Origin of the sequence: Kordiimonas sp. SCSIO 12603 (assembly GCF_024398035.1) — a bacterium.
Lineage (GTDB): Bacteria > Pseudomonadota > Alphaproteobacteria > Sphingomonadales > Kordiimonadaceae > Kordiimonas.
The window spans coordinates 1,403,226-1,424,332 of the sequence record NZ_CP073748.1; the positions used below are offsets into that span (position 1 = coordinate 1,403,226).

Genomic DNA, 21,107 nt, shown 5'->3' on the forward strand with positions numbered 1-21,107 from the left:
GCAAAGGTTGCAAAATAGGGTGTGTGTGATAGCAAAGGCTCCAAGCATATTTCTATGGGGCATTCTGAGACGTATCTATGACCAATATTATTCTTGATACAGATAGCTATAAACACAGCCATTATCTGCAGTATCCCCCTGAAACAACCATTGTGAACAGTTATGTGGAAAGCCGTGGTGGCAAGCATGAAAGCGTGCTTTTCTTTGGCCTTCAGGCATGGCTGAAGAAGCTGCTGGCGAACCCAATCACACAAGCGGATATCGATGATGCCGCCTGGGTGTGCCATGAACACGGTATCAGTTTTAACCGGGCTGGTTGGCAGCATATTCTCGATAAACATGACGGCTACTTGCCGCTGGAAATTGAAGCAGTGCCAGAAGGCACAATTGTACCAATCAGCAATGTGCTTGTACAGGTACGAAACACTGATCCGGCATGCTATTGGCTCAGTAGTTTTGTGGAAACGTCACTATTGAGAGGTGTGTGGTATCCAACAACCGTGGCAACCATCAGCTATCACGCCAAACAAAGTATTCTGGAAGCGCTGGAAGAAAGCAGTGATGAGCTGGCTGAGCCCGTTGCGCAGTTTATGCTGCATGATTTTGGTGCGCGCGGTGTCTCTTCAGAAGAAAGCGCAGCACTTGGTGGTCTCGCGCATCTGGTAAACTTCCGCGGTACAGATACGATGAATGCGCTTCTTGCGGCCCGCACATATTATCAGGAACCGATGGCGGCTTTTTCCGTTCCTGCGAGCGAACACAGCACCATGACAAGCTGGGGAGAAGATAGGGAAGCCGATGCCTACAGCAATATGCTCAAGCAGTTTAAAGGTTCGAACATCATCAGTATCGTAGCCGATAGTTATGATATTTTCCGCGCAGTGAATGATATCTTCGGCGGTGAGCTGAAGGATCAGGTGCTTGAGAATGCGGAAGCAGGTTCACGCCTTGTGGTTCGGCCAGATAGTGGTGACCCTATTGAAAACCCGATCGCTGTTATCAAAGCTTTGATGGAACAGTTCGGTAGCAGCACGAACAGTAAGGGCTATAAAGTTCTGCCTGATCATGTACGTGTGCTGCAAGGGGATGGTATCACCCCGGATACCATCAAGAAAATCCTCAGCCGGATGCTTGAAGAAGGCTTAAGCGCTGAGAATATTGTGTTTGGTATGGGCTCCGGACTGTTGCAGCAAGTAACCCGTGATACCCAGCATTTTGCCATGAAATGCTCGGCGGTAAAGGTGAATGGGAACTGGCAGGACGTGTTCAAGAACCCTATCACCGATAAAGGGAAAGCCAGTAAGCGCGGTGTGCTCGCACTGGTGAAAACCGAAGAGGGTTATGAAACTCGCCAAGCAGAAAGCGCAGAAGAAAATGCCTTACGCACGGTTTACCGGAATGGTGAAATGCTGGTGGAGGACACGCTTGAGCAAATCCGCCACCGCAGCATGACATATAAGGCTTAGTTAGCTTTCACAGGCACTGCCTGATGCGCAGTGCCTCCCTGCTTTGATATTTATAATATGTGCGGTAATGAGTGCTAAGCCACCAGCGACACTGGCAATCAATTCACCTGTTTCGCTTTCGAGTACAAGCTGTGCCAGTAAAAGGAGTGCAACACCGCCAGCCGCGTTTACTGTAGGCTGCATGCTGCAGTGGCACTTGTATCCTCTGAATAGAGCAAAAGCGCTGAGTGGCAGCATAACCCCGATAAGCAGTAGTTCAATATCGTGGTTGATCTCCGCGTAGACTGCGATAGCAGGCAGTACGGCGATAAGAATAGGGGTAAGGATACAGTGCACCACACACAGGCCGGATGCCGCCATGGCAATCCGGTCCATTACACTTGAATAAGCGGCAGGCTTCTCCATCACTATAATCCCGGATTTGCGCTGGGGCATGTTTCTTCGCGGCAGAGGGTCATGATTTCCACCACTTTATCTCTGGGTGTAAAACCGGCGCTGTTGGCGTTATCTTCAAGCGCATATTGCAGGGCTGGATTTTCAATAGTGTCTACATGCCCGCAAGCTTCGCAGATCATTAAGATACTGTGTTTGGTGAACGGCTTGGAAATGGGCCGGGCTGTAAAAGTGCGCGTGGAATGCACGGGCCGTACTAGGTTTTTCCGTGTGAGATCAGTGAGCGCACGGTAAATGGTAGGGGCCGTGTTCACACCTTGAGGGCGCAGTATTTCAAGCAGTTCATATGCTTTTGCTGACCTGCCCAAAGATAGCAGTGCATCATAAACCATAGCCTGATTGTTGGTAAGCCTTGGTGGCCTTAGTGGCTGGTAGCCATTGTTTGTATTACCCGGTGCAGGTGCCATGCTACGCGCACTGGCACCATCATATAATTCCATATGTTTCATTGTTAACTCTCTCGCGTGCAGACGAGCTACACGACAAATATCAGCTGGCATTTGCTGCCAACTGGATCAGATATTCAGGTTGCAATAGGGAGAGTTAAGCTTTTGGCGGGGCACGGGCGCTTGCGGCCGAAATGCTGACGCTATGCGGGATCTGGCTATGAAGTGGGTCATAATTATTGCCCGCGAAAGGGGGGAGGGCAATAGTCTGGACATTGTCTTCAATATCCATAGCTGCATGCGCTACGAGACAGTATCCGCATTCCAGCCGCGCGTCAGTATCATCAAACTGATTTTCCATCCCATGGTGGTGGAATGAGAAAAGAATACGAGTGAAGATAAACAGCCCAAGCACAGTGAGAAGCAATAGATACCTCTTCAAGCAGACTGCGGGAAGAACAGGCTGTTTATGTTCTACTAACGTATTCATAAGGTAGGTTATATAATAACCCAATGGCGAAGGGAACCCTGATTTCGCTAAACCGAAGCTTATTTACGGTGTAATGTTTGTTGCATTGGCTGAGAGAATAGTTCGAGATTGTTGCCGTTTCAGGTACCAGATCACTATAAAAGCTACGACAAATTCGAACAATACTGCGACAATCGTGTCAAACCACGAGAACTGGATTTCCCCTAAGCTCAGAAGTGTTGTTGTCGGTTCACCGGGGATATCATATCCCGCGACTGTAAAGGCGACCAGATTATTGAAAATATGCATTCCAATCGCTGCTTCGAGGCCACCCGTATAATGAGTAACAATACAGGCGGTGAAGCCGGCAACAAATATCAGTAATACATATTGATAGAAATACCCAGAATCTGCTTCAGGGTTTGCGAAATGCAGGCTGGCGAAAATCATGCTGGTGATCACATAAACCACCCAAGGGCTTTTTAGATAACGTACAAAAAACTGGTTCGCGTACCCGCGCAATAGTATCTCTTCAGAGGCGGCTTGAAATGGTACCAATATCAGCGTGACTATAAGAAATGACCAATAGCTATTGCTGTCATAGACCCAGGTAGCACCGCCGGAAAACCATTCATAGAGAGCGAGGATAATCATCGCACCTCCATAAAGGAATGCGGCGTTCCGCAACACAGACCACCGGAACGTCGGGGCGCTGGTTAATAGATCTAGCCATTTCCTTTTATGAATTTTTGTTTGGGCAACCCAGAAGGCTGGGTAGAAGGCCAGGAAGCTAGCCAGGAGGAGAAGGTGATCTTCAAATCCGTCTGGCATATCATCTGTTGGTAGCGCTGTACCGATAATGCCGAGTGCAAAGAGGATCGCAACAGAAGCAATAAAGAAAACAACCACGCCTATCATGATAGCGAGTACCGACCACATAAAGCTGTTGTCGCCGTAGTGCGATTGGTGGATGAAATCTATCTTCTCTGGAAGGCTGTTGTCTGCCGTTACTGTTGTGTCGCTCACAAAATATTCCCCCGCTGAATAGATGGAATATCTACCCTGAGTGGTGGATGTAAGCAATATTTCGCCAATAACAAGTGCGGGAGATGGTGAAGGCCGGGATAAACCCGGCCTTCCAATTGGTTAATATTACTTCAGTGGTTTGATAGGCAGGTTCAGGTAACTGCTGTTTTGCCATTCAAGCTTTAGCGGTTCACCAGCGTCTTTGATGCTTTCAAGGCTTACATCTTTCCCTGTGCCGTAATTTACCTGGGCAATCACATTTTTATTTACATTCACGATGGCGGCGATGCGGCTGCCTTCGGCTATGCGCTTACTCACCATACGCGTGCGGTTAAATTCAATGCTTTCAATTTCACCGGGGGTCAGCAAGTGTCGCTTGGTTTCATCAGCCGCATAACTGGCGCGGCCCATATAGGATGCCAAGTGAATAAACTTGCCGTTCGGCAGGATTTCATAAAGCGTTACAGCCAGATCTACGTCCTTTTTGTTCATGCGAATATCGAGCTTGCCGGAGAACTGGCCCGATAACTCCATATCTTCACCAAAAGTATCGGTGAGGAATACTTTGCCGCCGAAAGTCTCTAACTGGTCTCGGATAATTGGCCACGGGTATGAAGCATTATTCTGTGTTTTGCGGTCAGTATAATCTACGGTTTGCAGCACATTACCTGTTTTTGTTTCTCGGTGAGTACTGAGGGTGTGGTGTTCGCCAGAGCTTTCTGTATTCAGATAATAACGTACTGTATCAGCGTTCATTTCCGCGAGCGACGGCACGTGCTTCCATGTATCTGCTCCCATCACTTGATAGTTTACTTTGTTTTTCACAAGGGCAGGCTTTGGTGCTCCTTTAAGGATGTGATCCATCCATTCAAAAGTAATTTCCGGCACATTAATAAAGGCGCTTTGATCAAGCTCAATACCGCGCAGGTTTTTACGCTGTGTGCCTTGAGCGCTCCAATGATCATAAGGACCGATGATCAGATAGTGATCCGCGTTTTCGTTATAGGTGTGGTGATCATTTAGATACCTGAGCGCAGAGATTTGCCCGTCATCATAATAACCTGTAATGGAAAGCACAGGGATGTTGATGTTCTTATAATCATTTTTATAAGGCACCATTGCTTGCCAGTATTCATCATACGCGGGGTGATCCAGCCATTTCTGGAACCAAGGGTTTGTAAGGCCATCAACCGCATCATATTCGCGGTAAGGGCGGCCACTTTCAAACCATTTAGTGTTAAGGCCTCCCCAGCGTGCATTATCGAAATACAGGTCGAAATCAAGATCGCGGTTGTTGGCTACATAAAAGGGCCACGCATAATTGGCGCTGATAGAAATATTGTTTTCCATCGGCAGGCCATAACCAGGTATAGCTGCCACATAAGGAACGATGGTTTTAAGCGCTGGGTGTGCATGCTTTGCCGCCGCCCATGCCGCGAAACCGTTGTAGCTGCCACCATACATTGCCACTTCGCCATTATTCCAGCTTTGCTTGCTGATCCAGTCAACCACCGCGTTGGCGTCTTTGTGCTCGGTCTCGTATGGGCGGATCTCATCCGTGCTGAGGCGTTTGCCGCGGGCATCAGCTATCACACCCGCATAGCCGTGAGCTGCTGCGTTCAATGCCTCACGGAGATTGCTGTCCGGTACGTTGTAAATTGTGAAATTAAGCGCTGCTGGCATTGGTTCTGCCACTCCGCGAGGGCGCACTACAACTGCTGAAAGGGTGATACCTTCAGGTGTTTTTATAAGAACGTTACGATCAGTAATATAACGGCGGTCAATATCTTCTTCTTGCAGGGTTTTGCTGGCAGGAATAACGGCGTTGTAAACATAATAATCCTGATAATTGTAAAGAAGGCTGGCTGCGTCTTTACTGGAAAGTTCGTCACTGCCAGCTACGCGCCCAAACACAAATTTCATGTAAGGGATACCTTGTTCCAGGCTATAGCCCATATAATAACTGGCTTTATGTGCCTCCTTGTTATTCAGTGTGCGGAAGATGGCTTCATACACATGCCTGAAAGCAGTTTCGAAACTTTCACCTGTTTGCTGTTCACGGATTTTGGTTTTGAAGAATAATTCCTGCTGAAGGGTAAGAAACGGGTTTGCGGGATAAGCGCTTGTATCCTGGTTAGCCCTGATTTCTGCCAGTGCCTTCAGTGCTTCATCAAATTGGCCCGTTAGTGCGAGCAGGCGCATTTTGGTATCCAGGTTATGGCCTTCAGTCTTCAGCAGTTTTTCTGCAAGCGCCTGCATATCTCTGTGAAGTTGGCTTCTTGAATTTAACCGTTCAGCAAAGCCCTCAAAATCGGCTTTCACGGAGGCAGGTGTTTTGAAATTGTCCTGCGCTATGGAAGTTGTGGAAAGAAGGGCTGTTAATAAAAGTGCTTTTGTAATTTTCATCGTCGTGCCTCGGTTCATCATGTTATTGCCTGCACCACATCGGTGCGGCTTGAGATACCAATTCCACGAGGCGAAAAATAAGTAATGATCACGAGGTGATTTTTAGGTGATTTTTTGTGACCAAGCCCAAAAACCATGATAAGTTCACCGCCAAACTCGGGGTGGGTAATCGGTAATGCGTTGGAAAATAAGACAATTTATCTTTGATGAGAAAGAACAGGCTCTGCATGAAAAAAATGCAGACGGCACTGAAAAAACTGTGCAGTTGGAGCCTCTCCTTGCCGAAGTGCTCACCTATTTTTGCCTGAACCCGGATAAAACCATCAGCCGGGACGAGCTTGTTGATGCAGTTTGGGAAGCTCGTGCTATCACGGATAATGCCGTAAACCGGGTTATTGCAAAACTCAGGAAACAGCTGGGGGATGACCCTAAATCACCCCAATTTATTGCCACCTATCCTAAAAAGGGATACCGCTTTATTGCACCAGTTTCTGAACTAGCGGCAGAATCGGTTGTGGAAACTACTGCGGCAGATGGGGAAATGCAGGCCAAGCCACACAGCAGTAAACCCATGATGGTGTTTGCGCTGTTTATTATTGCAGCTTTTGCCGTGATGTATTTTCAGCAACCCACAAAGCCGGAACCAACTGTGAAAGGCACCGAATTTCTAACCCGCGGTGGCGGTCAGGAATTTCAGCCTTCTGTTTCACCTGATGGGAACCAGCTGCTTTACACCACCTTTGAAGATAATTTCCTTCAGCTTTATTTAAAGAACCTTACAACGCAGGAAACCGTTAAATTAAGTGAAGCGGGCGCGCACCATGGCCCTGCGGATTGGTCAGACAGTGGTAAATATATCGCGTACCTTTACACAGACCAGGAAAGCTGTGAACTGCGTCGCTTAACCCTTGATGGTATGAAAATAACGGTGCAGGAAACCATTCATTACTGCCCGAAGAACAGCTACGGCAAAGTGATATTCACCCATGATGATAATAAGCTTTTGTATGCAGAAGCTAGCGAGGTTGGGCCGCCATATTCCATTTATGAGCTTACGCTGCCCGCGGGTACCAGCCGCCGCGTGAGCCAGCCAGAACTTATTCTGGGCGGCAATACACAGTTTGATCTGCACCCGACAGAAGATAAGCTTCTTATTTCCTCGCCTGATGCAGAGCAGTGGCTTGCATTTTTCACACTTGATCTGAAGCGGGATAAACTCACTCAGATGTTCCGCCTTAATGAATATATGTGCTGCGCAATCTGGAACCTTCGGGGCGACCGTGTGATCGTAATTGGTGAACATCCTGCGTATGACCTTATCAGTTTTGATCTGGAAGGTGGAGACAGGCAGATTATCCACAGTGCCAGCCACCGGATTAGCACCCCAATTCGGGATGATCATACAGGTGGTTACGTATATGTGGGCGGTATCTATAACCGTGATATTATCTCCTTGGAGCGAGCAGATGACTCGCAGGAGCTGGTGGCAGCCTCTTCAGTAGATGATCGGTTGGTAACGCTTGCACCAAACGGCAAGATGATCGCTTACATGTCAGATAAATCAGGGCAAGATGAAGTGTGGCTTCAGTCTCTTGAAGATCATCAGGAAAGAAAGCTCACATCAGGCAGTAGCCATAGCCATTATTATGATTTGAAATGGTCAACTGATAGTAAGCGTCTGGTTGGTGTTACTATCAACGAACTTCATGTGGTTGATGCTGAAACTGGTGAGCGCCAGAAACTTGATATCCCGCAAACAGAAATCCGTGGTGTTTCCTGGTTTGATGCAAACACACTTTCTTACAGTGTTGCCGTAAAAGGTGGCTGGCAGGTGCATTATTATGATTTGCGTACCAATACAGTAAGCATCGAAAACAGATCTTGGGCCTATATTCGTTACGCCTCTGATATGAAAAATACCTTGTGGTTTTCAGAAACAGGGGAGCTTTTTTCCGGTGAGGGTAGAGAGCCAACTGGCTTAACTCTTTCAAACCCGATCGTTGGCCGTAAATTTGCTGTGGAAAAACAGGGTGATCAGCTTTTTTACTGGCAGTTTGAAAATGGTAAATGGGCTTTCTATGAACATGCTGTTGGCGGGGAGAAAGAGTTACTGCTTCAGGCAGACGGTATGCCCGCTTTCGCAGTTGCTGATGATAAGATTTATCTCTCCACGCTGAAAAGTCATTCAGCGGATATTTACCGTACCGTAAAATAAAGCGCCGCACCCACCGCAAGGACGAAGGTATAGTTCACCAAGCGGTGGATGGGTTCTGTGTGCAAGCTTCCTGCGAATAAGCGCTAAACCAACCCCTGACAGGATGAGGTTTATCGGGAAGTTTCAAATCCGGTTCCGGCAATGTTTTCTTCCGAAAAAGGGGGCATTGCCAGAGATGCGTATCCGAATTTTGTTGCTCCCTTGATGCAGGGATATACGATCATTCAACCAAGCAAGCATGCACAGCCAGAATAGGGGTTAAGCAGCCAAATCTTCCGCCGGGCCGAAGAATTCATAGTGAATCTGACTTTCTGGAATATTCAGCTCTTTCGCGATTTTCAGCGCAGACTGCATGAAAGGCTTTGGCCCAAGGAAATAAAATTCAACATCCCGATCGGATGGAATTTGTGCTTCAAGCATTTCTTTGGTGATAAAGCCTTTGGCATGTGGTGCGCATGTTGCTGTTGGTTCGTTATATACAAAGATAGGCTTTACGTTGGTGTGTTCTGCCGCTGTGTTTTGTACATGTTCACGGAAGGCGTGGGTGTTTCTGTTCAGGGCCGCGTGAATAAAGTGAATTTCACGGCCTGTCGCTGCTTCGGTATTCAGCATGCTGATCGCAGGTGTAATGCCAACGCCGCCTGTTACCAGTACAAGGGGTTTGTCATTCTTACGCAGGGTAAACTCACCAAACGGAGGCATAAGAGCAATGCTGTCGCCTTGGTTCAGATTGTTATGTAGATGGTTTGAAACTAAACCATGTTCCTCCCGTTTTACGCTGATACGGAGATAGTTTTTACCCGGTGCATCAGAAAGGCTGTAATTGCGGCGAACATGTTGACCATCAATGTTGAAAAGTGCCGCAATAAACTGGCCCGGTTCAAAAGCTGGTACAGCACCGCCATCCTTCGGTGTAAGATAGAAAGATGTAATGATATCGCTTTCGCGTACTTTATCCTTGATGATAAATTCGCGTAGTCCGCGCCAACCGCCTTCTTTGCTGGCGCCTGCAGCATAAAGACCTTCTTCCGCATCAATAAGAATACCCGCGAGCTGGCCGTATGCTTTGCCCCATGCTTCGATGATGTCATCAGAGGCGACATCACCAAGCACTTCTTTGATGGCTGCAAGCAAACATTCGCCAACAATATTATAATGATCAGGCTGGATGCCAAGTGAACAGTGCTTCTGGATAATTTGCTTTACCGCACCATCAAGAGCACCAAGGTTTTCAATGTGGAGTGCATATGCCACCACTGCATTCGCCAGTGCTTTAGGTTGGGAGCCTTTGGACTGGTGAGTTTGGTTGAAATACGGAATTACCTCAGGATAGCGCTCAAACATCAGGGGATAAAAGCAGGATGTAATTTCATCAGCTTTAGGAGCCACTACAGGGGCAGTTGCTTTGATAATATCGATAGTGTTTTGATCTAACATAATTTCACTCTCACAGCATTAAACTGACAATTACATAACAACAAACGTGCCAGTTTCAGGATTGGCGGTATCTCTGGGGTTTATATGATCGGAACATGCTGGTGAGGTTAAATTAACTTACTTAATGGGATGTTAAAATAACTCAGGGTGTGTTAAATGAACCCGCATGAGTATGTTACCGTTTATCAGTATTGTTGAAGACCTGAGTAAGGCGCTCAAGCCAGCGGAGCGGTATGAGCGCCTGATTGATGCTATCGCCCAAGCCATTGAATGCGATGCAGTTGTTCTCCTTGAGTTAAAGCAGAATATGCTGGTGCCATTGGCTGCCAAAGGGTTGAGCGAAGAGGTGATGGGGCGCCGCTTTGATGTGGAAAAACATCCGCGCCTGAAAAACATTCTTGAGAGTGATCAGCCAGTTCGCTTTGAAGCGGAATGCAAGTTGCCAGACCCGTATGATGGTTTGGTGGCGGATAGCGAACAGCTTCATGTGCATGACTGTATGGGGTCCAGCATCTATGTGGATGGTGATATTTGGGGCGTACTTACCCTTGATGCGATGAAAGCAGGCACGTTTGATGCTCTTAATCCCACAGAAACAAGGGCCTATGTAGCAGCCGTTGCTGCTGCGATTAAAACCAGTCTGCATATTGAAGCACTGGAAGCAAAAGCCAGCCAGCAACATGAAATCGCCCAGTCTCTGATGCATTCGGAAGCGCAGGATCATATGATCGGTGAAAGTGATGCCATGCAGGCGTTGGTGGGAGATGTTGAAACCGTTGCTCCGTCCTTGCTCTCTGTATTGATCACTGGTGAAACCGGTGTTGGTAAGGAACTGGTGGCGCGTCAAATTCATGATCAGTCGGGCCGAGCAAGTGAAGCATTGGTGCAGATTAACTGCGCGGCACTCCCTGAAAATATTGTGGAAAGTGAGCTGTTCGGCCATGTGAAAGGTGCCTTTTCCGGCGCGGTTACTGACAGAAGTGGTCGGTTTGAACTGGCTGATGGTGGAACGCTGTTTCTTGATGAAGTGGGTGAATTACCGCTTGGGGTACAGGCCAAGCTTCTACGGGCGCTACAGAGTGGTGAAATCCAGCGGGTAGGGAGCGATAGGATTATCTCCGTTGATGTACGAATTATCGCAGCCACCAACCGGAACCTGCAGGAAGAAGTGAAGGCGGGGCGTTTTCGGGCAGACTTGTACCACCGCTTGAGCGTTTACCCGCTTCCTGTACCTGCGCTCAAGGAGCGCGGTAAAGATGTTTTGTTGCTCGCGGGCTATTTCCTGGAAAAGAACCAGCACCGCTTGGGGCTTGGTAAGGTTCGGCTTTCTGCCAGTGCGGTTGAAAGCCTGCTTTCTTATAGTTGGCCCGGTAATGTGCGAGAGCTCGAGCATATCCTTAGTCGGGCAACACTGAAGGCAAGCCGGGATCAAACGGGTGCTGATATGGTAACCGTTGGAAATCATCACCTAGCACTGGAGAATGGGGTGCATCAGGCATTAGAGCCTGACATGCCTATCCAAGCTAAGGATCACAGCAAAGATATGCGAGAATTGGTGGATGGTTACCAGCGACAGCTGATAGCAGACCGGCTTGAATATTATGGCGATAACCTGTCTGCGGTGGCGCGTTCGTTTGGGGTGGACCGCAGCAATCTTCTGCGCACTATGAAACGGTTAGGGCTCAGATAGTTCTTCTTTGAAGCTGCGCAGGGAGAGTATCAATCCTGCGATGGATGCCAAAAGTAAAATGAACAGCGGCAGAATGCGTTCTGCCTCGCCAGTTGTGGGATCAATGCGAATAAAAAACATGGTGTAGAGCTTACCGCACATATAGGCCCAGACGCCGAACTGAAGCAGCTTGCCTTTCATTTCATTCAGCGACCGCAGTGCATAGAGAAATAGGGTGATTGCCACATAATCATCCAGTGAAAGGGGCCAGAATTTATCGGAAGTGAGCACAACAATCGTCTCCCCTATGAACAGCAGAGCCGAATAGATGATGCTGTAGATACGCAGAGCTTTCATGATTTTTTCTCCGCAAGTGGTAGTTCAGAGAGGGCGAGTTCTTCATAATATTCGGGGCGATCACCGTAATCAGCTGGCTTGTCGATGTCTCCATTAAAGGGCGCAGTTAGCTGGCCTAAGTAATCCTTGGGGTACTCGGGGTTGTGGAGCCCGATAGAACCTACCTCCTTTTCTTTTGGCCAAAAGAAGGTGCCGAAAATAATATCCCAAACAATCAGGTTGTTGCCGTAATTGGTGTTGCTCTGCTCGATGGCTTTTGAATGGTGCCAGCGGTGAAGCTCGGTCATGGAGAAAATATAGTTCATCATGCCCAGTTTCAGATAAATGTTCGAGTGCTGGAACAGGCCGTGGATACCGTTGAATACGAAATAAAGAGCGGTGGTTTCTGTGTTCACACCAAGCACAAGGAAGGGCACAACCTCGGGGATCAGGAAATAGATTTTCTCAATGGGATGAAAGCGTCCTGCGTTTAAAAGATACAGCCTGTTAGGGCTGTGGTGCACGGCGTGAAACTTCCACATCCAGTGAATTTCGTGAGCCCAGCGGTGAACCCAGTAACGGCCGAATTCAGCAACCAGCAGCATGAGGAACAGTTGCGCTATAAGTGGCCAATCATGCGGCCAAAGCGAGGGTGCTCTCTCCCCGATTAGATAGGCCAAACCGGATACCAGAGTGGCAAGATATAGGGGTTTTAACAGCCGCGGCATGATGATTTGGGCAACCACCATATGAATAAAATCTGTGCTTACATCACCATCATTCTGGTTCCAGCTTTTGCGGAAGGGAAGAGCATGTTCCAGAAGCCAGATGCCAAGTGCACCAGGGAATAACACATAAAAAACCGCCAAACCTTCATGCACGCCGATTTGCAAAAGGGCATAAACAGCAAGAAGGCAGCTTGTCATAAAGATGGGGAAAATCAGCCGTGCCGCAAGTTCACGAACAAAGGTGGTGTTTTCCGCTTTTGTATTTTCGTTGGCCGTATCCATTTCTTTGCCCTCCCAAGTAAATAAATGGAAACATTGTTTCCGATAATAAACAAAAGATGATAGATATAGCAAGAAAATCCTGTTTTCTGTGGCTTGTGCTGTTAAAGAAAGAGGGTGAAACAGGAGCTGTTTTTGGAACAAACACTGAAATCAGATAAGCGTAAAATTAAACCGGAAGCTCTGGAGAGTTTGCGGGCAACTATTCTTGCGTTGTTCAGCGAAGACGAGTTTCACCGTGTAGGGATTAGGGATATCTGCAAACGTGCGAAGGTAAGCCCTCAAACGGTTTATAAATATTACGGCAACAAGGAAGAGCTGCTGCTTGCCTGTATCGAACCGGATATGGAGGAACTCACGGCACTCGCTAAGGAGCGGTCAGGCACAGCGGAGGGGCTGAAGGCCAAGCTTAACGCGCTGGCTTCAACCCAGTTTGAATTTTACGCAGAACGCCCCGTGATAGCGAAGCTTGTGTTTATGAACCTGCCGCCCATTTTCTGGGTGAACCGTGCGTCTGTCGCGCAGGCTGAATTTCAGGATTTGTACGAAGATGTGCTTAAGGAAGCCCGAGCGGCTGGTGAACTACCTAGCGCGCTTGATCTGACGTTATTACAGGATATCAGTTCAGGTGCAGCTTCCCGCGTAATCTTGCGGTGGCTATCAGCGGGTGCGAAGGATGACCTGCGCACTAGCGGTAAAGCATACTTCGAACTTTTATGGCGCTTAGCGAATGGGAATTAAGCTTCGGCTTGTGCTTTTTTTCTGGCACGGTAAGCAGCGGCTTTGGCGCGGTTACCGCAAATTTCCATAACACACCAACGGCGCTGGTGGTTTTTAGTGCGGTCGTAAAACCAGAGCGGGCAGGCCGGGCCTTCGCAGTTCCTGATTAATTCCAAATGTTCATCAATCAATAGGTCAGCGATGGCTTCTGCGATTGGTACTAAAAGGCTGTCTGCTGTTTCGATCTGGCGGTTCCGAGCAAGGGAAAGGGCACCCTGTTCCCCTGAGTTGGTTAATTGGTGCTGATATTTAACGGGTAACGCCAAAATATCATTCAGGGGCTTAAGTTGAGCATCAGCATCCGTAAAATGAACACCATTTTCTTTATAGCGCTCTAGGTAGTCGCGCAGCCATTCGCGCAGGTTACGCGCGGTTTTTGCGGTTTTATCAAGAACGGCTTTTGAGAAAGCCTTCCTCACATGTGTGTGTTCTTCATCGGTCAGCAGGCCAGCCTGCATAAGCCAGTTCGTAATGTCTTCCCCACTGGATAGCCAGTCAAACTCAGTGCCGGAAGGTGCGCAGCGGGTGTTGAGAAAATCAAGCGCCGTGTGTTCCGCTACAAAAAATGCATCTGGTCTTTCGTTTGTCGCCAAGGGGCTCTCCTGTTGGTCACTTACCTGTGATGAGTAACCTCTTAAGTGGCTCTTGACAAGTTACTATTCAGTTAATAACTGTCAAAATATGTTTTTAAAGGTTATTTGTTTAAACCATGTATGAAAGTGATAGAACCATGACCAAACTTCTTTATGTGAACGCTTCCCCGCGTAAGGAAACTTCACACACCGCTAAAATTGCTGAGGCATATGTAAACCAGCGCCTGGCGGATGATCCGTCAATTGAGCTGGTAAGGCTTGACCTGTGGCAAGCGAACCTGCCGGAATTTGATGGTGATAAAGCCGCTGCGAAAATGACCTTTTTCGGCGTTGGTGAACTGGATAGCGGGCTTGAAAGCGCCTGGGATGAAATCGTGAAAATTACTAACCAGTTTATTGAGGCTGATGAATATGTATTTGCGGTGCCAATGTGGAATGGCGGTGTGCCTTATAAGCTGAAACAGTATCTGGATATTATCACCCAGCCGGGCCTTCTGTTCGGTTTCACACCAGAAGATGGTTACTTCGGCCTTTTAGAAAATAAGCGAGCGGCTGCTTTCTATACAGCTGGTGTGTTCGCACCGGGTGTTCCTTCCCGGTATGGGCAGGATTTCCATTCAACTTACCTAAGCTGGTGGTTTGATCTGGTGGGTATTACGAACATCCGAGTGAATCGCTTCCAACCGTCTCTGTTAACAGCTGACCCTCAGGGGGATGAGCAAGAAGCGGTAGAGCGTTCAATCAATCTTGCGAAAAATATCACCTAAAGGGAAGGTGGTATGAAGGCGCGGGAACCTGCGGCCTGCGCCTTCACTTTTATTTATGCTGCTGCGGCGGCGGTGCGTTTTGGTTTGCGGTTCAGTTTGCGTTTTTTCAGCCACATCCACACACCTGTTACATATAAAAACGGTGGAAGCAGGCCTGCGATGGCAAACAGTATCTGGTGGATAAGGCCAAAAGCCTGTGCTTCATGCAGTGGGCGCATCCAGTTAAAGAAACTATCAGCCGCCGTCATTTGTGAAGGTGACCAGTTGATAAGCTCTGCCCCGGTATATTGATCAAGCAACAAAATAGTATCGCCGTCTTCGTGAATATCACCAGTGTGCTTCACTTCAAGGCGGTAGGTTGCTGTTCTCTCTCTTGGTAGGCGAATGTCTGTAATAGTGCCGCCGCTGTAGCGTTCATCCACCAACATTACCAGTGCGGAGAGAGAAAGTGGTTCGCCGCCACTATCTTTGGATTCGAATGGTCCTTGAAATTGTGTGCGCTCAGAAAAAGCCGAGATTGGTGCTTCGAACACTTCAGGGAAAGCCATGGTAAAGCCTGTGAAAGCGCTTACGATCATCACAAGCCCAAGTGCTGCGCCAAAAGCTTTGTGGCTGTCAAAAAGCACGCGCATGGTATTGGCGTTCCATTTGATTTTAAAAGCCTGTTTGAAACGGCGTTTTTTTGGCCACCACAGAATATAGCCAGATAGCAGAATGAAAAATGCGGTCCCTGCCGTGATGCCTGTGATGGTTTTCCCGGTGCCGCCCGCGAGGAATTTTTCGTGGAACTGCATCACGGTGAACATAAAGGTATCTGTAAAATGGAATTCACCTAGAATTTCGCCTGAATAAGCATCCATTTTATAGGCGCCAACATTTCGGCGCCCTTCGCGGTAATTGAAGCTATAAACACCGTCACTGCCAGTAGGTGGTTGAATATCGGCCAGTTCGCCTTTGGTGTCGTGTGTTTCTGCCCAGTTCTGCATATGAAGGGTTGCTTCCTCAAGACTTAGCATATGGCCTTGTTCAACCGATGTAAGTTTATCTGAATTCATCAGGCGTACGATTTCATCATCGAAGGCCAGCATAGAGCCGGTTAGCCCTAGAAGAGCAAATAAAAGGCCTAGAGTTAAACCCAGATAAAGATGCAGCTTCACCAGAAAATCTTTAAAGGTGAAACCGCGTTTAGTGGAAGCGCGCGCCATGGTATCCTCGCTTGTCGTGTTCTGCTTTCTATGTTTCCCATAGATGGAACTGGTGCAGTATCCCTTCAGTTTCCTCTTGTCCCCACAAGCGATGTCTGCAAGCCCCATTGAGGGAACGGGTTAAAGCATGCAAACATCACATTTCGGATCGGTATCCTTTTGAACAAAAACAGAAACGGCAAAGTGCAAACGCCATCTGGTAACTTAACTCGCTACTGGTTCACCACTGACAAGAGTTGCAGATCGTGTTTGGGCACGTTTACTTCCCACCAGTGATTGCTACACAGAATATTTCTGTCTTTGTTCTGATATCCTCTCCGATGCTGATTGGTTACTGCACCAGCAACAGTGAAGAAGCACGCTTGGGCTGTGAAGATAAGGTATGCTTTGATCACCGACAGTATCTAAGGGACAAACAGAGGCTTTCACTGGATGAAAAGTTGTTGGTCATTTCTTTACTGTTGTTTATCCACAATGGAGTGCGGATATCATTCTTTGCCTGTTAAATAATCTTTCGTTCAAATAGTTTGTCTGGGAATTAGAAAAGGAACTTGGTTTGCTGCGACTTGTCCCTAAAAACTGGAAAACAGATACATATATTATCGGGCTGGTTTGGCTTTCGACCCTACTGCTTATTGTCTTCTCTCATGAGCAACCACATCTGCATGTGGGTGAAGCTGTTTATATGGTTTTCCGTGGCCTTTTAGCTGTGCTGTTGCTGTACGTGTTGTTGCCACGGTTTTTTTATAAAGGCGAATATGCGCTCTTTACCTTGTCTGCGGTGCTGGCCTTTGCGGTGTTTGGAAGTTTTGAAGAAGGGGTGATTGAACCGTTTTTCTTTCCCTATACCCGAGGGGCAGATCCCTGGTCTGTCACTGGGGTGATTTATATGGCCATTGAAACCCTGCCAATGATTGCAGTGATGACCTTTATCAAGCTGGCGTGGGATTCAAAGGAAGCACAGGAAAACCTGGTGGCGGCGCATAGCGAAAAGATGGAAAGTGAGCTTAAATTCCTTAGATCTCAGATTAACCCGCATATTCTTTTTAATGCGTTGAATAACATTTATTCCCATTCACTGACAGATACGGGCAAAGCCCCGGATATGCTTTTGAAGCTTTCGGATTTACTGCGCTACACGCTTTATGAATGCAGTGAGGATTTAGTGCCGCTTGAACGGGAATTGGCCTCTATCAATAACTATATCTCTATTCAAGAAATGGGTCTTGAAGGTAGAGGGTTTATTGATCTGCATATTGAAGGCGACACACAGGGGAAATTTATCCTGCCGTTCGTGCTTATCACTCTTGTGGAAAACTGTTTCAAGCACAGTTTTGATACTCAGGACAAAGGGATTGAAATTCGTATTTCTATTAAGGCGGGGGAAGATAAGCTTATCCTAAAAACAGAGAATAGCTTTGATGAAGACCACCGTACGGAAAGTGAAGGAGTAAAGGAAAAAGGCGTTGGGATTGCGAATGTGCGCCGCAGGCTTGAGCTTTTAAGTGACAGAGAGTTTTCTCTTACCCACGGTAGGAATGGCGATGTTTATGTGCTTGAGCTGGAAATGCCGTTGAAGACAAAAGGGATAGGCCATGACTAAGCTTCGTTGTCTTATCCTTGAAGATCAGTTGCCAGCACAGCGCGTGCTTAAAAACTATATCACCCGCCTTGACGGGCTTAAGTTGGTCGCTACCTGTTCCAGTGCTGCGGAAGCTTCCGTGGTGCTAAGTACAGATGAGATAGATGTACTGTTTCTGGATATTCACTTGCCCAAAATGGATGGTTTTTCTTTTCTTAAATCGCTGGATAACCCACCACACGTTATCGTAACCACCGCATATTCCGAACATGCTGTGGAGGGCTTTGAACTTGCGGTGGTTGATTATCTTTTAAAACCCTTTTCCTTCGACCGGTTTGAAGAAGCGCTTAACCGCCTGCCTGATGAGAAGGATGTTCAGACGCCGCCGCAGGAAGAAATAAAATCCCTGTTTATCAAGGTGGATGGTGATTATCTTCGGCTTGATCTGGATAAGCTTGTTCACATAGCGTCGGACGGGAACTTCCTGCATATCAATACAGCTGATGCTCGGCACTATATTCTCGGAACACTTCAAAGTTGGGCTGATCGCCTGCCGCAGGAAAAATTTGTGCGGGTTCATAAATCACATATCGTGAATATGGATTATGTAGAGCGTATCTCCGGTAACCAGCTGTTTACCGCCAGTGGTTCTATCCCAATAGGGCGAGCTTTCAAGGATGGTTTGCTTGCCAAGGTGATGAATTAATCATCTGGGTGTTCGCCATTTTTCACAAAACTTGTACGTCAGTGTGAGCGCAATTTTTGCGTGACCTGATTTATGCTGTGCGTTTGCTGCGGATTTTTTCGGTAAGCACGCGTAGCGCGACATTAATTCAAAAACAGCTTCTTCAGTAAATTAAGAAATAACAATGAGTTATAAGTTTTATATTTTTTTTCTTGAAATTAGAATTTAAATTCTATTTTATACGAAATACAAGATTTCACGGCGTTTCTTGGAGTTGGCTGACACTCAATTAAAGGGTGTTTTGGTGCGGGATAGCGTTGTTGCTGAATGGCGAGTGCTTTTGCCATTTACACGGCGCCCCCACCAACATGTTACCTGCTGTGTTTTGGCATGAAGCCGCTCGTGTGGTGATATTAAATTCTCCTGCACGAGAGAATGTTTTGAGTGAGTTTAGAGTTGGCAGTGGCCGTTTGCAGGCTTGGGTACACAGTATCCTGCAAATATGGTCATTGGGAGCTTAGCGGCCACTGCTATTACCGTTTGGGGCAACTTAATTTAGGAATTAAGAAATGGGTGCACACTCTGCGGCTTTTGAACGCAATGGGGATGGTGCTTGGCTATATGGTGAGTGGGTTAACGAGCCAGCACAAAACAGATCTGAAAAAACATTTTTCCGTTTTCTGGATGCAGCCGAGCAACTGCTTGATGATGGTCACTGGCATGAGGTTTCTGTACAAAATATTGTAAAAGAGGCCGATGCATCTGTTGGCTCCTTCTATAATCGGTTTCAGGATAAAGAAGCGCTTCTGCACTGCCTTGATGGCAGGTTAGGGCAGGAATGTGAATTGACGGTTGATAGCTTGCTTCACGAGCTTGAGTTATGCCGTGGTTTGCTACCGAACGCCGCCCAGATAATGGTAAGTTTGTTAATGCGTCTCTGTACTGAGCGTGGAGGTGTTATCCGGGCGCTTGATATCGCTGCAAAAACTTCTCCTGCGGGTACATACACGGGCTTTAATCAGCGGCTGGAAGAGGCACTAGGCAGGTATGCAGAGCATCTTAAAAAGCATGATGATGTTCTCGCTAAATATGATGTAAACTGCATTGTGGGAGCGTTTTTTGAAACGTTCACGATTGCCCGAGAAGCCATACTCTACCGTAAATATGCCAGCAGTGGGGAAACACTACATGTTAATTTGATGCGGCATTTCCGTGTGAGTTTGATGAGCTGGAATTAAGGTATAAATAAATGACCCAATAAAAAAGCTGAGCACTGATGCTCAGCTTTTTTTATCTTCGGCTTTGAATATATTTATTCAGCAGTTTTCATTTCCGGTGAAGACGTATCCTTCTTCGTGATGAAATGCTCACGAGGCAGTGTGCCTGTGAGGGCCTGAAAATACATTTTGAAATCGCCCATCAAACTCCAGAATGGATATGTGAAGGTAGCAGGGCGGTTTTTTTCAATCACGAAATGCCCGAACCAGGCAAACGCATACCCTGCCACTGGTGTTGCGGCAATCAACCAGTATTTTCCGGTGAGGATAGCACTAACCACAAGGCCAATCACGATTGTGGTGCCGATATAATGCATAAAGCGATCAGCAGCCAAGCTGTGCTCTGAAAGGTAAAAGGGATAAAACTCTTCAAAAGTTTTATATTTTCGTTCATCAGCCATGGTGCCCTCCATCTTTCCCAAGGTGCCGCAATGGTGGCGTTTATTGATAATTTTGTCAAATAACTTCGCTGGTATATTTGCGTGGAAAAGCTCGTAGATTTGACAGTTCTACTTAAAAATGAGACTATTCAGCCGTGTACAAAAAAGCGAAGCCGTGAAAAATGGCGGGATAGCGACAGGTTTATTGGTTGGGAAATTTTCCTGTAGCCGCCTCTTATTTCCAGTTTTTGAATGAATTCATGGTTACGTCTCTTGAGGGGATAACGATGCCGTCTGAGCTGCACCGTGAGGCCATAATACGCAAAATCGAAGATCCCAGTGTGCTGCCTGAAAGCTCACTGCATTTCGAATTTGCCGATTATTTGGCCAGCATAGCGGAACAGGGCATGATACAGCGCAGTAGCTTTGACCCTTCTGCTATTCCGCCAGAAATTCTGCCAAACCTTATGATATGGGATGTATTCCCGCCGGAGGTCAGAACTGGTTTATCTGATATAGATTTTCGTTTCAGGCTTATGGGCAGTGGGCTTGTTTCAATGCTCGGGTTCGAGATGACGGGTAAATTGCTTACTGAATTCCCGTTGTTGGTTTGTAAAGAATATCTGCGAGATAATGCGCTATTAGCGGAAAAGCATTCCAAGCCTGTGTTTTCTCATACTGCACTTGAGTATCCTGATGGCACGTTTCTAACCACAGATAAGGCTTATTATCCACTAAGGCATAAGGATGGCTTACACGGTATGCTGGTTATGTTCACAGCTACTACCCTGCAAGAGCTTTACAAACCTGTGATAGATTTAGGGGAACCTTGCGCAGTTGAGGACCGTTTTCGCGTGCTGCCTGGTATTGCTTTGTGGAGTTAACTTATTGAAAATATTAGGTTATGTTAGTATTTCTTTGTTGATTTCTAAGTTCTATACGTTCGCCGTATTATCTTAATAAGTTAT

General features: G+C 47.1%; 20 protein-coding genes. 9 read left to right on the forward strand and 11 right to left on the reverse strand.

Features of this window, described 5'->3' with window-relative positions; translation table 11 throughout:
• Nucleotides 1-77 precede the first annotated feature (77 nt).
• On the forward strand, nucleotides 78-1,466 hold the full coding sequence (locus tag KFE96_RS06320) for a nicotinate phosphoribosyltransferase (RefSeq protein WP_255835136.1): 1,389 nt from the start codon (nucleotides 78-80) through the stop codon (nucleotides 1,464-1,466).
• Here KFE96_RS06320 and KFE96_RS06325 read toward each other — a convergent pair whose 3' ends face one another.
• The 5 genes from KFE96_RS06325 to KFE96_RS06345 form a co-directional block, all read right to left on the reverse strand.
• Nucleotides 1,467-1,871 (reverse strand): MerC domain-containing protein, encoded by a 405-nt coding sequence (locus KFE96_RS06325; RefSeq protein ID WP_255835137.1) that lies wholly within the window; start codon nucleotides 1,869-1,871, stop codon nucleotides 1,467-1,469.
• A 2-nt stretch (nucleotides 1,872-1,873) separates the two neighbouring features.
• Nucleotides 1,874-2,368, reverse strand: a complete 495-nt coding sequence (locus KFE96_RS06330) for a Fur family transcriptional regulator (protein ID WP_255835138.1) — start codon at nucleotides 2,366-2,368, stop codon at nucleotides 1,874-1,876.
• A 94-nt stretch (nucleotides 2,369-2,462) separates the two neighbouring features.
• Nucleotides 2,463-2,732, reverse strand: coding sequence for a hypothetical protein (locus KFE96_RS06335; RefSeq protein WP_255835139.1), 270 nt, complete (start codon nucleotides 2,730-2,732; stop codon nucleotides 2,463-2,465).
• A 126-nt stretch (nucleotides 2,733-2,858) separates the two neighbouring features.
• On the reverse strand, nucleotides 2,859-3,800 hold the full coding sequence (locus KFE96_RS06340; protein WP_255835140.1) for a CPBP family intramembrane glutamic endopeptidase: 942 nt from the start codon (nucleotides 3,798-3,800) through the stop codon (nucleotides 2,859-2,861).
• 126 nt (nucleotides 3,801-3,926) lie between these two features.
• Nucleotides 3,927-6,206, reverse strand: coding sequence for a CocE/NonD family hydrolase (locus tag KFE96_RS06345; protein ID WP_255835141.1), 2,280 nt, complete (start codon nucleotides 6,204-6,206; stop codon nucleotides 3,927-3,929).
• 175 nt (nucleotides 6,207-6,381) lie between these two features.
• Between KFE96_RS06345 and KFE96_RS06350 the strand changes: the two genes are divergently transcribed.
• Nucleotides 6,382-8,421 (forward strand): winged helix-turn-helix domain-containing protein, encoded by a 2,040-nt coding sequence (locus KFE96_RS06350; protein WP_255835142.1) that lies wholly within the window; start codon nucleotides 6,382-6,384, stop codon nucleotides 8,419-8,421.
• A gap of 258 nt (nucleotides 8,422-8,679) precedes the next feature.
• Here the strand turns inward: KFE96_RS06350 and hmpA are convergent, their stop codons facing one another.
• Nucleotides 8,680-9,858 (reverse strand): NO-inducible flavohemoprotein, encoded by a 1,179-nt coding sequence (gene hmpA / locus KFE96_RS06355; protein ID WP_255835143.1) that lies wholly within the window; start codon nucleotides 9,856-9,858, stop codon nucleotides 8,680-8,682.
• Nucleotides 9,859-10,024: 166 nt separating this feature from the next.
• Here hmpA and norR point away from each other — a divergent pair, with 166 nt between their 5' ends.
• Nucleotides 10,025-11,548 (forward strand): nitric oxide reductase transcriptional regulator NorR, encoded by a 1,524-nt coding sequence (norR, locus tag KFE96_RS06360; protein ID WP_255835144.1) that lies wholly within the window; start codon nucleotides 10,025-10,027, stop codon nucleotides 11,546-11,548.
• Here norR and KFE96_RS06365 read toward each other — a convergent pair.
• Together KFE96_RS06365 and KFE96_RS06370 are read right to left on the reverse strand one after the other, a co-directional pair.
• Nucleotides 11,534-11,884, reverse strand: coding sequence for a hypothetical protein (locus KFE96_RS06365; protein WP_255835145.1), 351 nt, complete (start codon nucleotides 11,882-11,884; stop codon nucleotides 11,534-11,536). The genes norR and KFE96_RS06365 overlap by 15 nt on opposite strands.
• Complete coding sequence (locus tag KFE96_RS06370) at nucleotides 11,881-12,873, reverse strand: sterol desaturase family protein (RefSeq protein WP_255835146.1); 993 nt, start codon at nucleotides 12,871-12,873, stop codon at nucleotides 11,881-11,883. Before KFE96_RS06370 ends, KFE96_RS06365 begins: the two co-directional genes overlap by 4 nt.
• A 132-nt stretch (nucleotides 12,874-13,005) precedes the next feature.
• Between KFE96_RS06370 and KFE96_RS06375 the strand changes: the two genes are divergently transcribed.
• Nucleotides 13,006-13,611 (forward strand): TetR/AcrR family transcriptional regulator, encoded by a 606-nt coding sequence (locus KFE96_RS06375; RefSeq protein WP_255835147.1) that lies wholly within the window; start codon nucleotides 13,006-13,008, stop codon nucleotides 13,609-13,611.
• On the opposite strand, the gene KFE96_RS06380 is transcribed toward KFE96_RS06375, so the two are convergent.
• On the reverse strand, nucleotides 13,608-14,243 hold the full coding sequence (locus tag KFE96_RS06380; RefSeq protein WP_255835148.1) for an ABATE domain-containing protein: 636 nt from the start codon (nucleotides 14,241-14,243) through the stop codon (nucleotides 13,608-13,610). The two genes, KFE96_RS06375 and KFE96_RS06380, sit on opposite strands and share 4 nt — an antisense overlap.
• A gap of 137 nt (nucleotides 14,244-14,380) precedes the next feature.
• On the opposite strand from KFE96_RS06380, the gene KFE96_RS06385 reads away from it, so the two are divergent.
• Nucleotides 14,381-15,010: an FMN-dependent NADH-azoreductase gene (locus KFE96_RS06385; RefSeq protein ID WP_255835149.1), complete on the forward strand. Its 630-nt coding sequence runs from the start codon at nucleotides 14,381-14,383 to the stop codon at nucleotides 15,008-15,010.
• A 53-nt stretch (nucleotides 15,011-15,063) separates the two neighbouring features.
• On the opposite strand, the gene KFE96_RS06390 is transcribed toward KFE96_RS06385, so the two are convergent.
• Nucleotides 15,064-16,215: a PepSY domain-containing protein gene (locus tag KFE96_RS06390; protein WP_255835150.1), complete on the reverse strand. Its 1,152-nt coding sequence runs from the start codon at nucleotides 16,213-16,215 to the stop codon at nucleotides 15,064-15,066.
• 556 nt (nucleotides 16,216-16,771) lie between these two features.
• Between KFE96_RS06390 and KFE96_RS06395 the strand changes: the two genes are divergently transcribed.
• The 3 genes from KFE96_RS06395 to KFE96_RS06405 all read left to right on the forward strand — a co-directional run bounded on the left by KFE96_RS06395 (nucleotide 16,772) and on the right by KFE96_RS06405 (nucleotide 19,720).
• Nucleotides 16,772-17,818 carry a sensor histidine kinase gene (locus KFE96_RS06395; protein ID WP_255835151.1) on the forward strand — a complete coding sequence of 349 codons (1,047 nt, stop codon included), beginning with the start codon at nucleotides 16,772-16,774 and terminating at the stop codon, nucleotides 17,816-17,818.
• Complete coding sequence (locus tag KFE96_RS06400) at nucleotides 17,811-18,503, forward strand: LytTR family DNA-binding domain-containing protein (protein WP_255835152.1); 693 nt, start codon at nucleotides 17,811-17,813, stop codon at nucleotides 18,501-18,503. Before KFE96_RS06395 ends, KFE96_RS06400 begins: the two co-directional genes overlap by 8 nt.
• A gap of 548 nt (nucleotides 18,504-19,051) precedes the next feature.
• Nucleotides 19,052-19,720, forward strand: coding sequence for a TetR/AcrR family transcriptional regulator (locus tag KFE96_RS06405; protein ID WP_255835153.1), 669 nt, complete (start codon nucleotides 19,052-19,054; stop codon nucleotides 19,718-19,720).
• Nucleotides 19,721-19,794: 74 nt separating this feature from the next.
• Here the strand turns inward: KFE96_RS06405 and KFE96_RS06410 are convergent, their stop codons facing one another.
• Nucleotides 19,795-20,160 (reverse strand): DUF962 domain-containing protein, encoded by a 366-nt coding sequence (locus KFE96_RS06410; RefSeq protein WP_255835154.1) that lies wholly within the window; start codon nucleotides 20,158-20,160, stop codon nucleotides 19,795-19,797.
• Nucleotides 20,161-20,426: 266 nt separating this feature from the next.
• On the opposite strand from KFE96_RS06410, the gene KFE96_RS06415 reads away from it, so the two are divergent.
• Nucleotides 20,427-21,023 carry a hypothetical protein gene (locus tag KFE96_RS06415; protein WP_247015170.1) on the forward strand — a complete coding sequence of 199 codons (597 nt, stop codon included), beginning with the start codon at nucleotides 20,427-20,429 and terminating at the stop codon, nucleotides 21,021-21,023.
• Nucleotides 21,024-21,107 lie beyond the last annotated feature (84 nt).

Excerpts from the sequence above, each read along its gene's own strand:
- KFE96_RS06400 (WP_255835152.1), top strand. The coding sequence starts at position 17,811 with ATGACTAAGCTTCGTTGTCTTATCCTTGAAGATCAGTTGCCAGCACAG.
- KFE96_RS06385 (WP_255835149.1), top strand. The coding sequence starts at position 14,381 with ATGACCAAACTTCTTTATGTGAACGCTTCCCCGCGTAAGGAAACTTCA.
- KFE96_RS06370 (WP_255835146.1), bottom strand. The coding sequence starts at position 12,873 with ATGGATACGGCCAACGAAAATACAAAAGCGGAAAACACCACCTTTGTT.
- KFE96_RS06365 (WP_255835145.1), bottom strand. The coding sequence starts at position 11,884 with ATGAAAGCTCTGCGTATCTACAGCATCATCTATTCGGCTCTGCTGTTC.
- norR (WP_255835144.1), top strand. The coding sequence starts at position 10,025 with ATGAGTATGTTACCGTTTATCAGTATTGTTGAAGACCTGAGTAAGGCG.
- KFE96_RS06320 (WP_255835136.1), top strand. The coding sequence starts at position 78 with ATGACCAATATTATTCTTGATACAGATAGCTATAAACACAGCCATTAT.
- KFE96_RS06350 (WP_255835142.1), top strand. The coding sequence starts at position 6,382 with ATGCGTTGGAAAATAAGACAATTTATCTTTGATGAGAAAGAACAGGCT.
- KFE96_RS06325 (WP_255835137.1), bottom strand. The coding sequence starts at position 1,871 with ATGGAGAAGCCTGCCGCTTATTCAAGTGTAATGGACCGGATTGCCATG.
- KFE96_RS06405 (WP_255835153.1), top strand. The coding sequence starts at position 19,052 with ATGGGTGCACACTCTGCGGCTTTTGAACGCAATGGGGATGGTGCTTGG.
- KFE96_RS06415 (WP_247015170.1), top strand. The coding sequence starts at position 20,427 with ATGCCGTCTGAGCTGCACCGTGAGGCCATAATACGCAAAATCGAAGAT.
- hmpA (WP_255835143.1), bottom strand. The coding sequence starts at position 9,858 with ATGTTAGATCAAAACACTATCGATATTATCAAAGCAACTGCCCCTGTA.
- KFE96_RS06345 (WP_255835141.1), bottom strand. The coding sequence starts at position 6,206 with ATGAAAATTACAAAAGCACTTTTATTAACAGCCCTTCTTTCCACAACT.
- KFE96_RS06390 (WP_255835150.1), bottom strand. The coding sequence starts at position 16,215 with ATGGCGCGCGCTTCCACTAAACGCGGTTTCACCTTTAAAGATTTTCTG.
- KFE96_RS06330 (WP_255835138.1), bottom strand. The coding sequence starts at position 2,368 with ATGAAACATATGGAATTATATGATGGTGCCAGTGCGCGTAGCATGGCA.
- KFE96_RS06410 (WP_255835154.1), bottom strand. The coding sequence starts at position 20,160 with ATGGCTGATGAACGAAAATATAAAACTTTTGAAGAGTTTTATCCCTTT.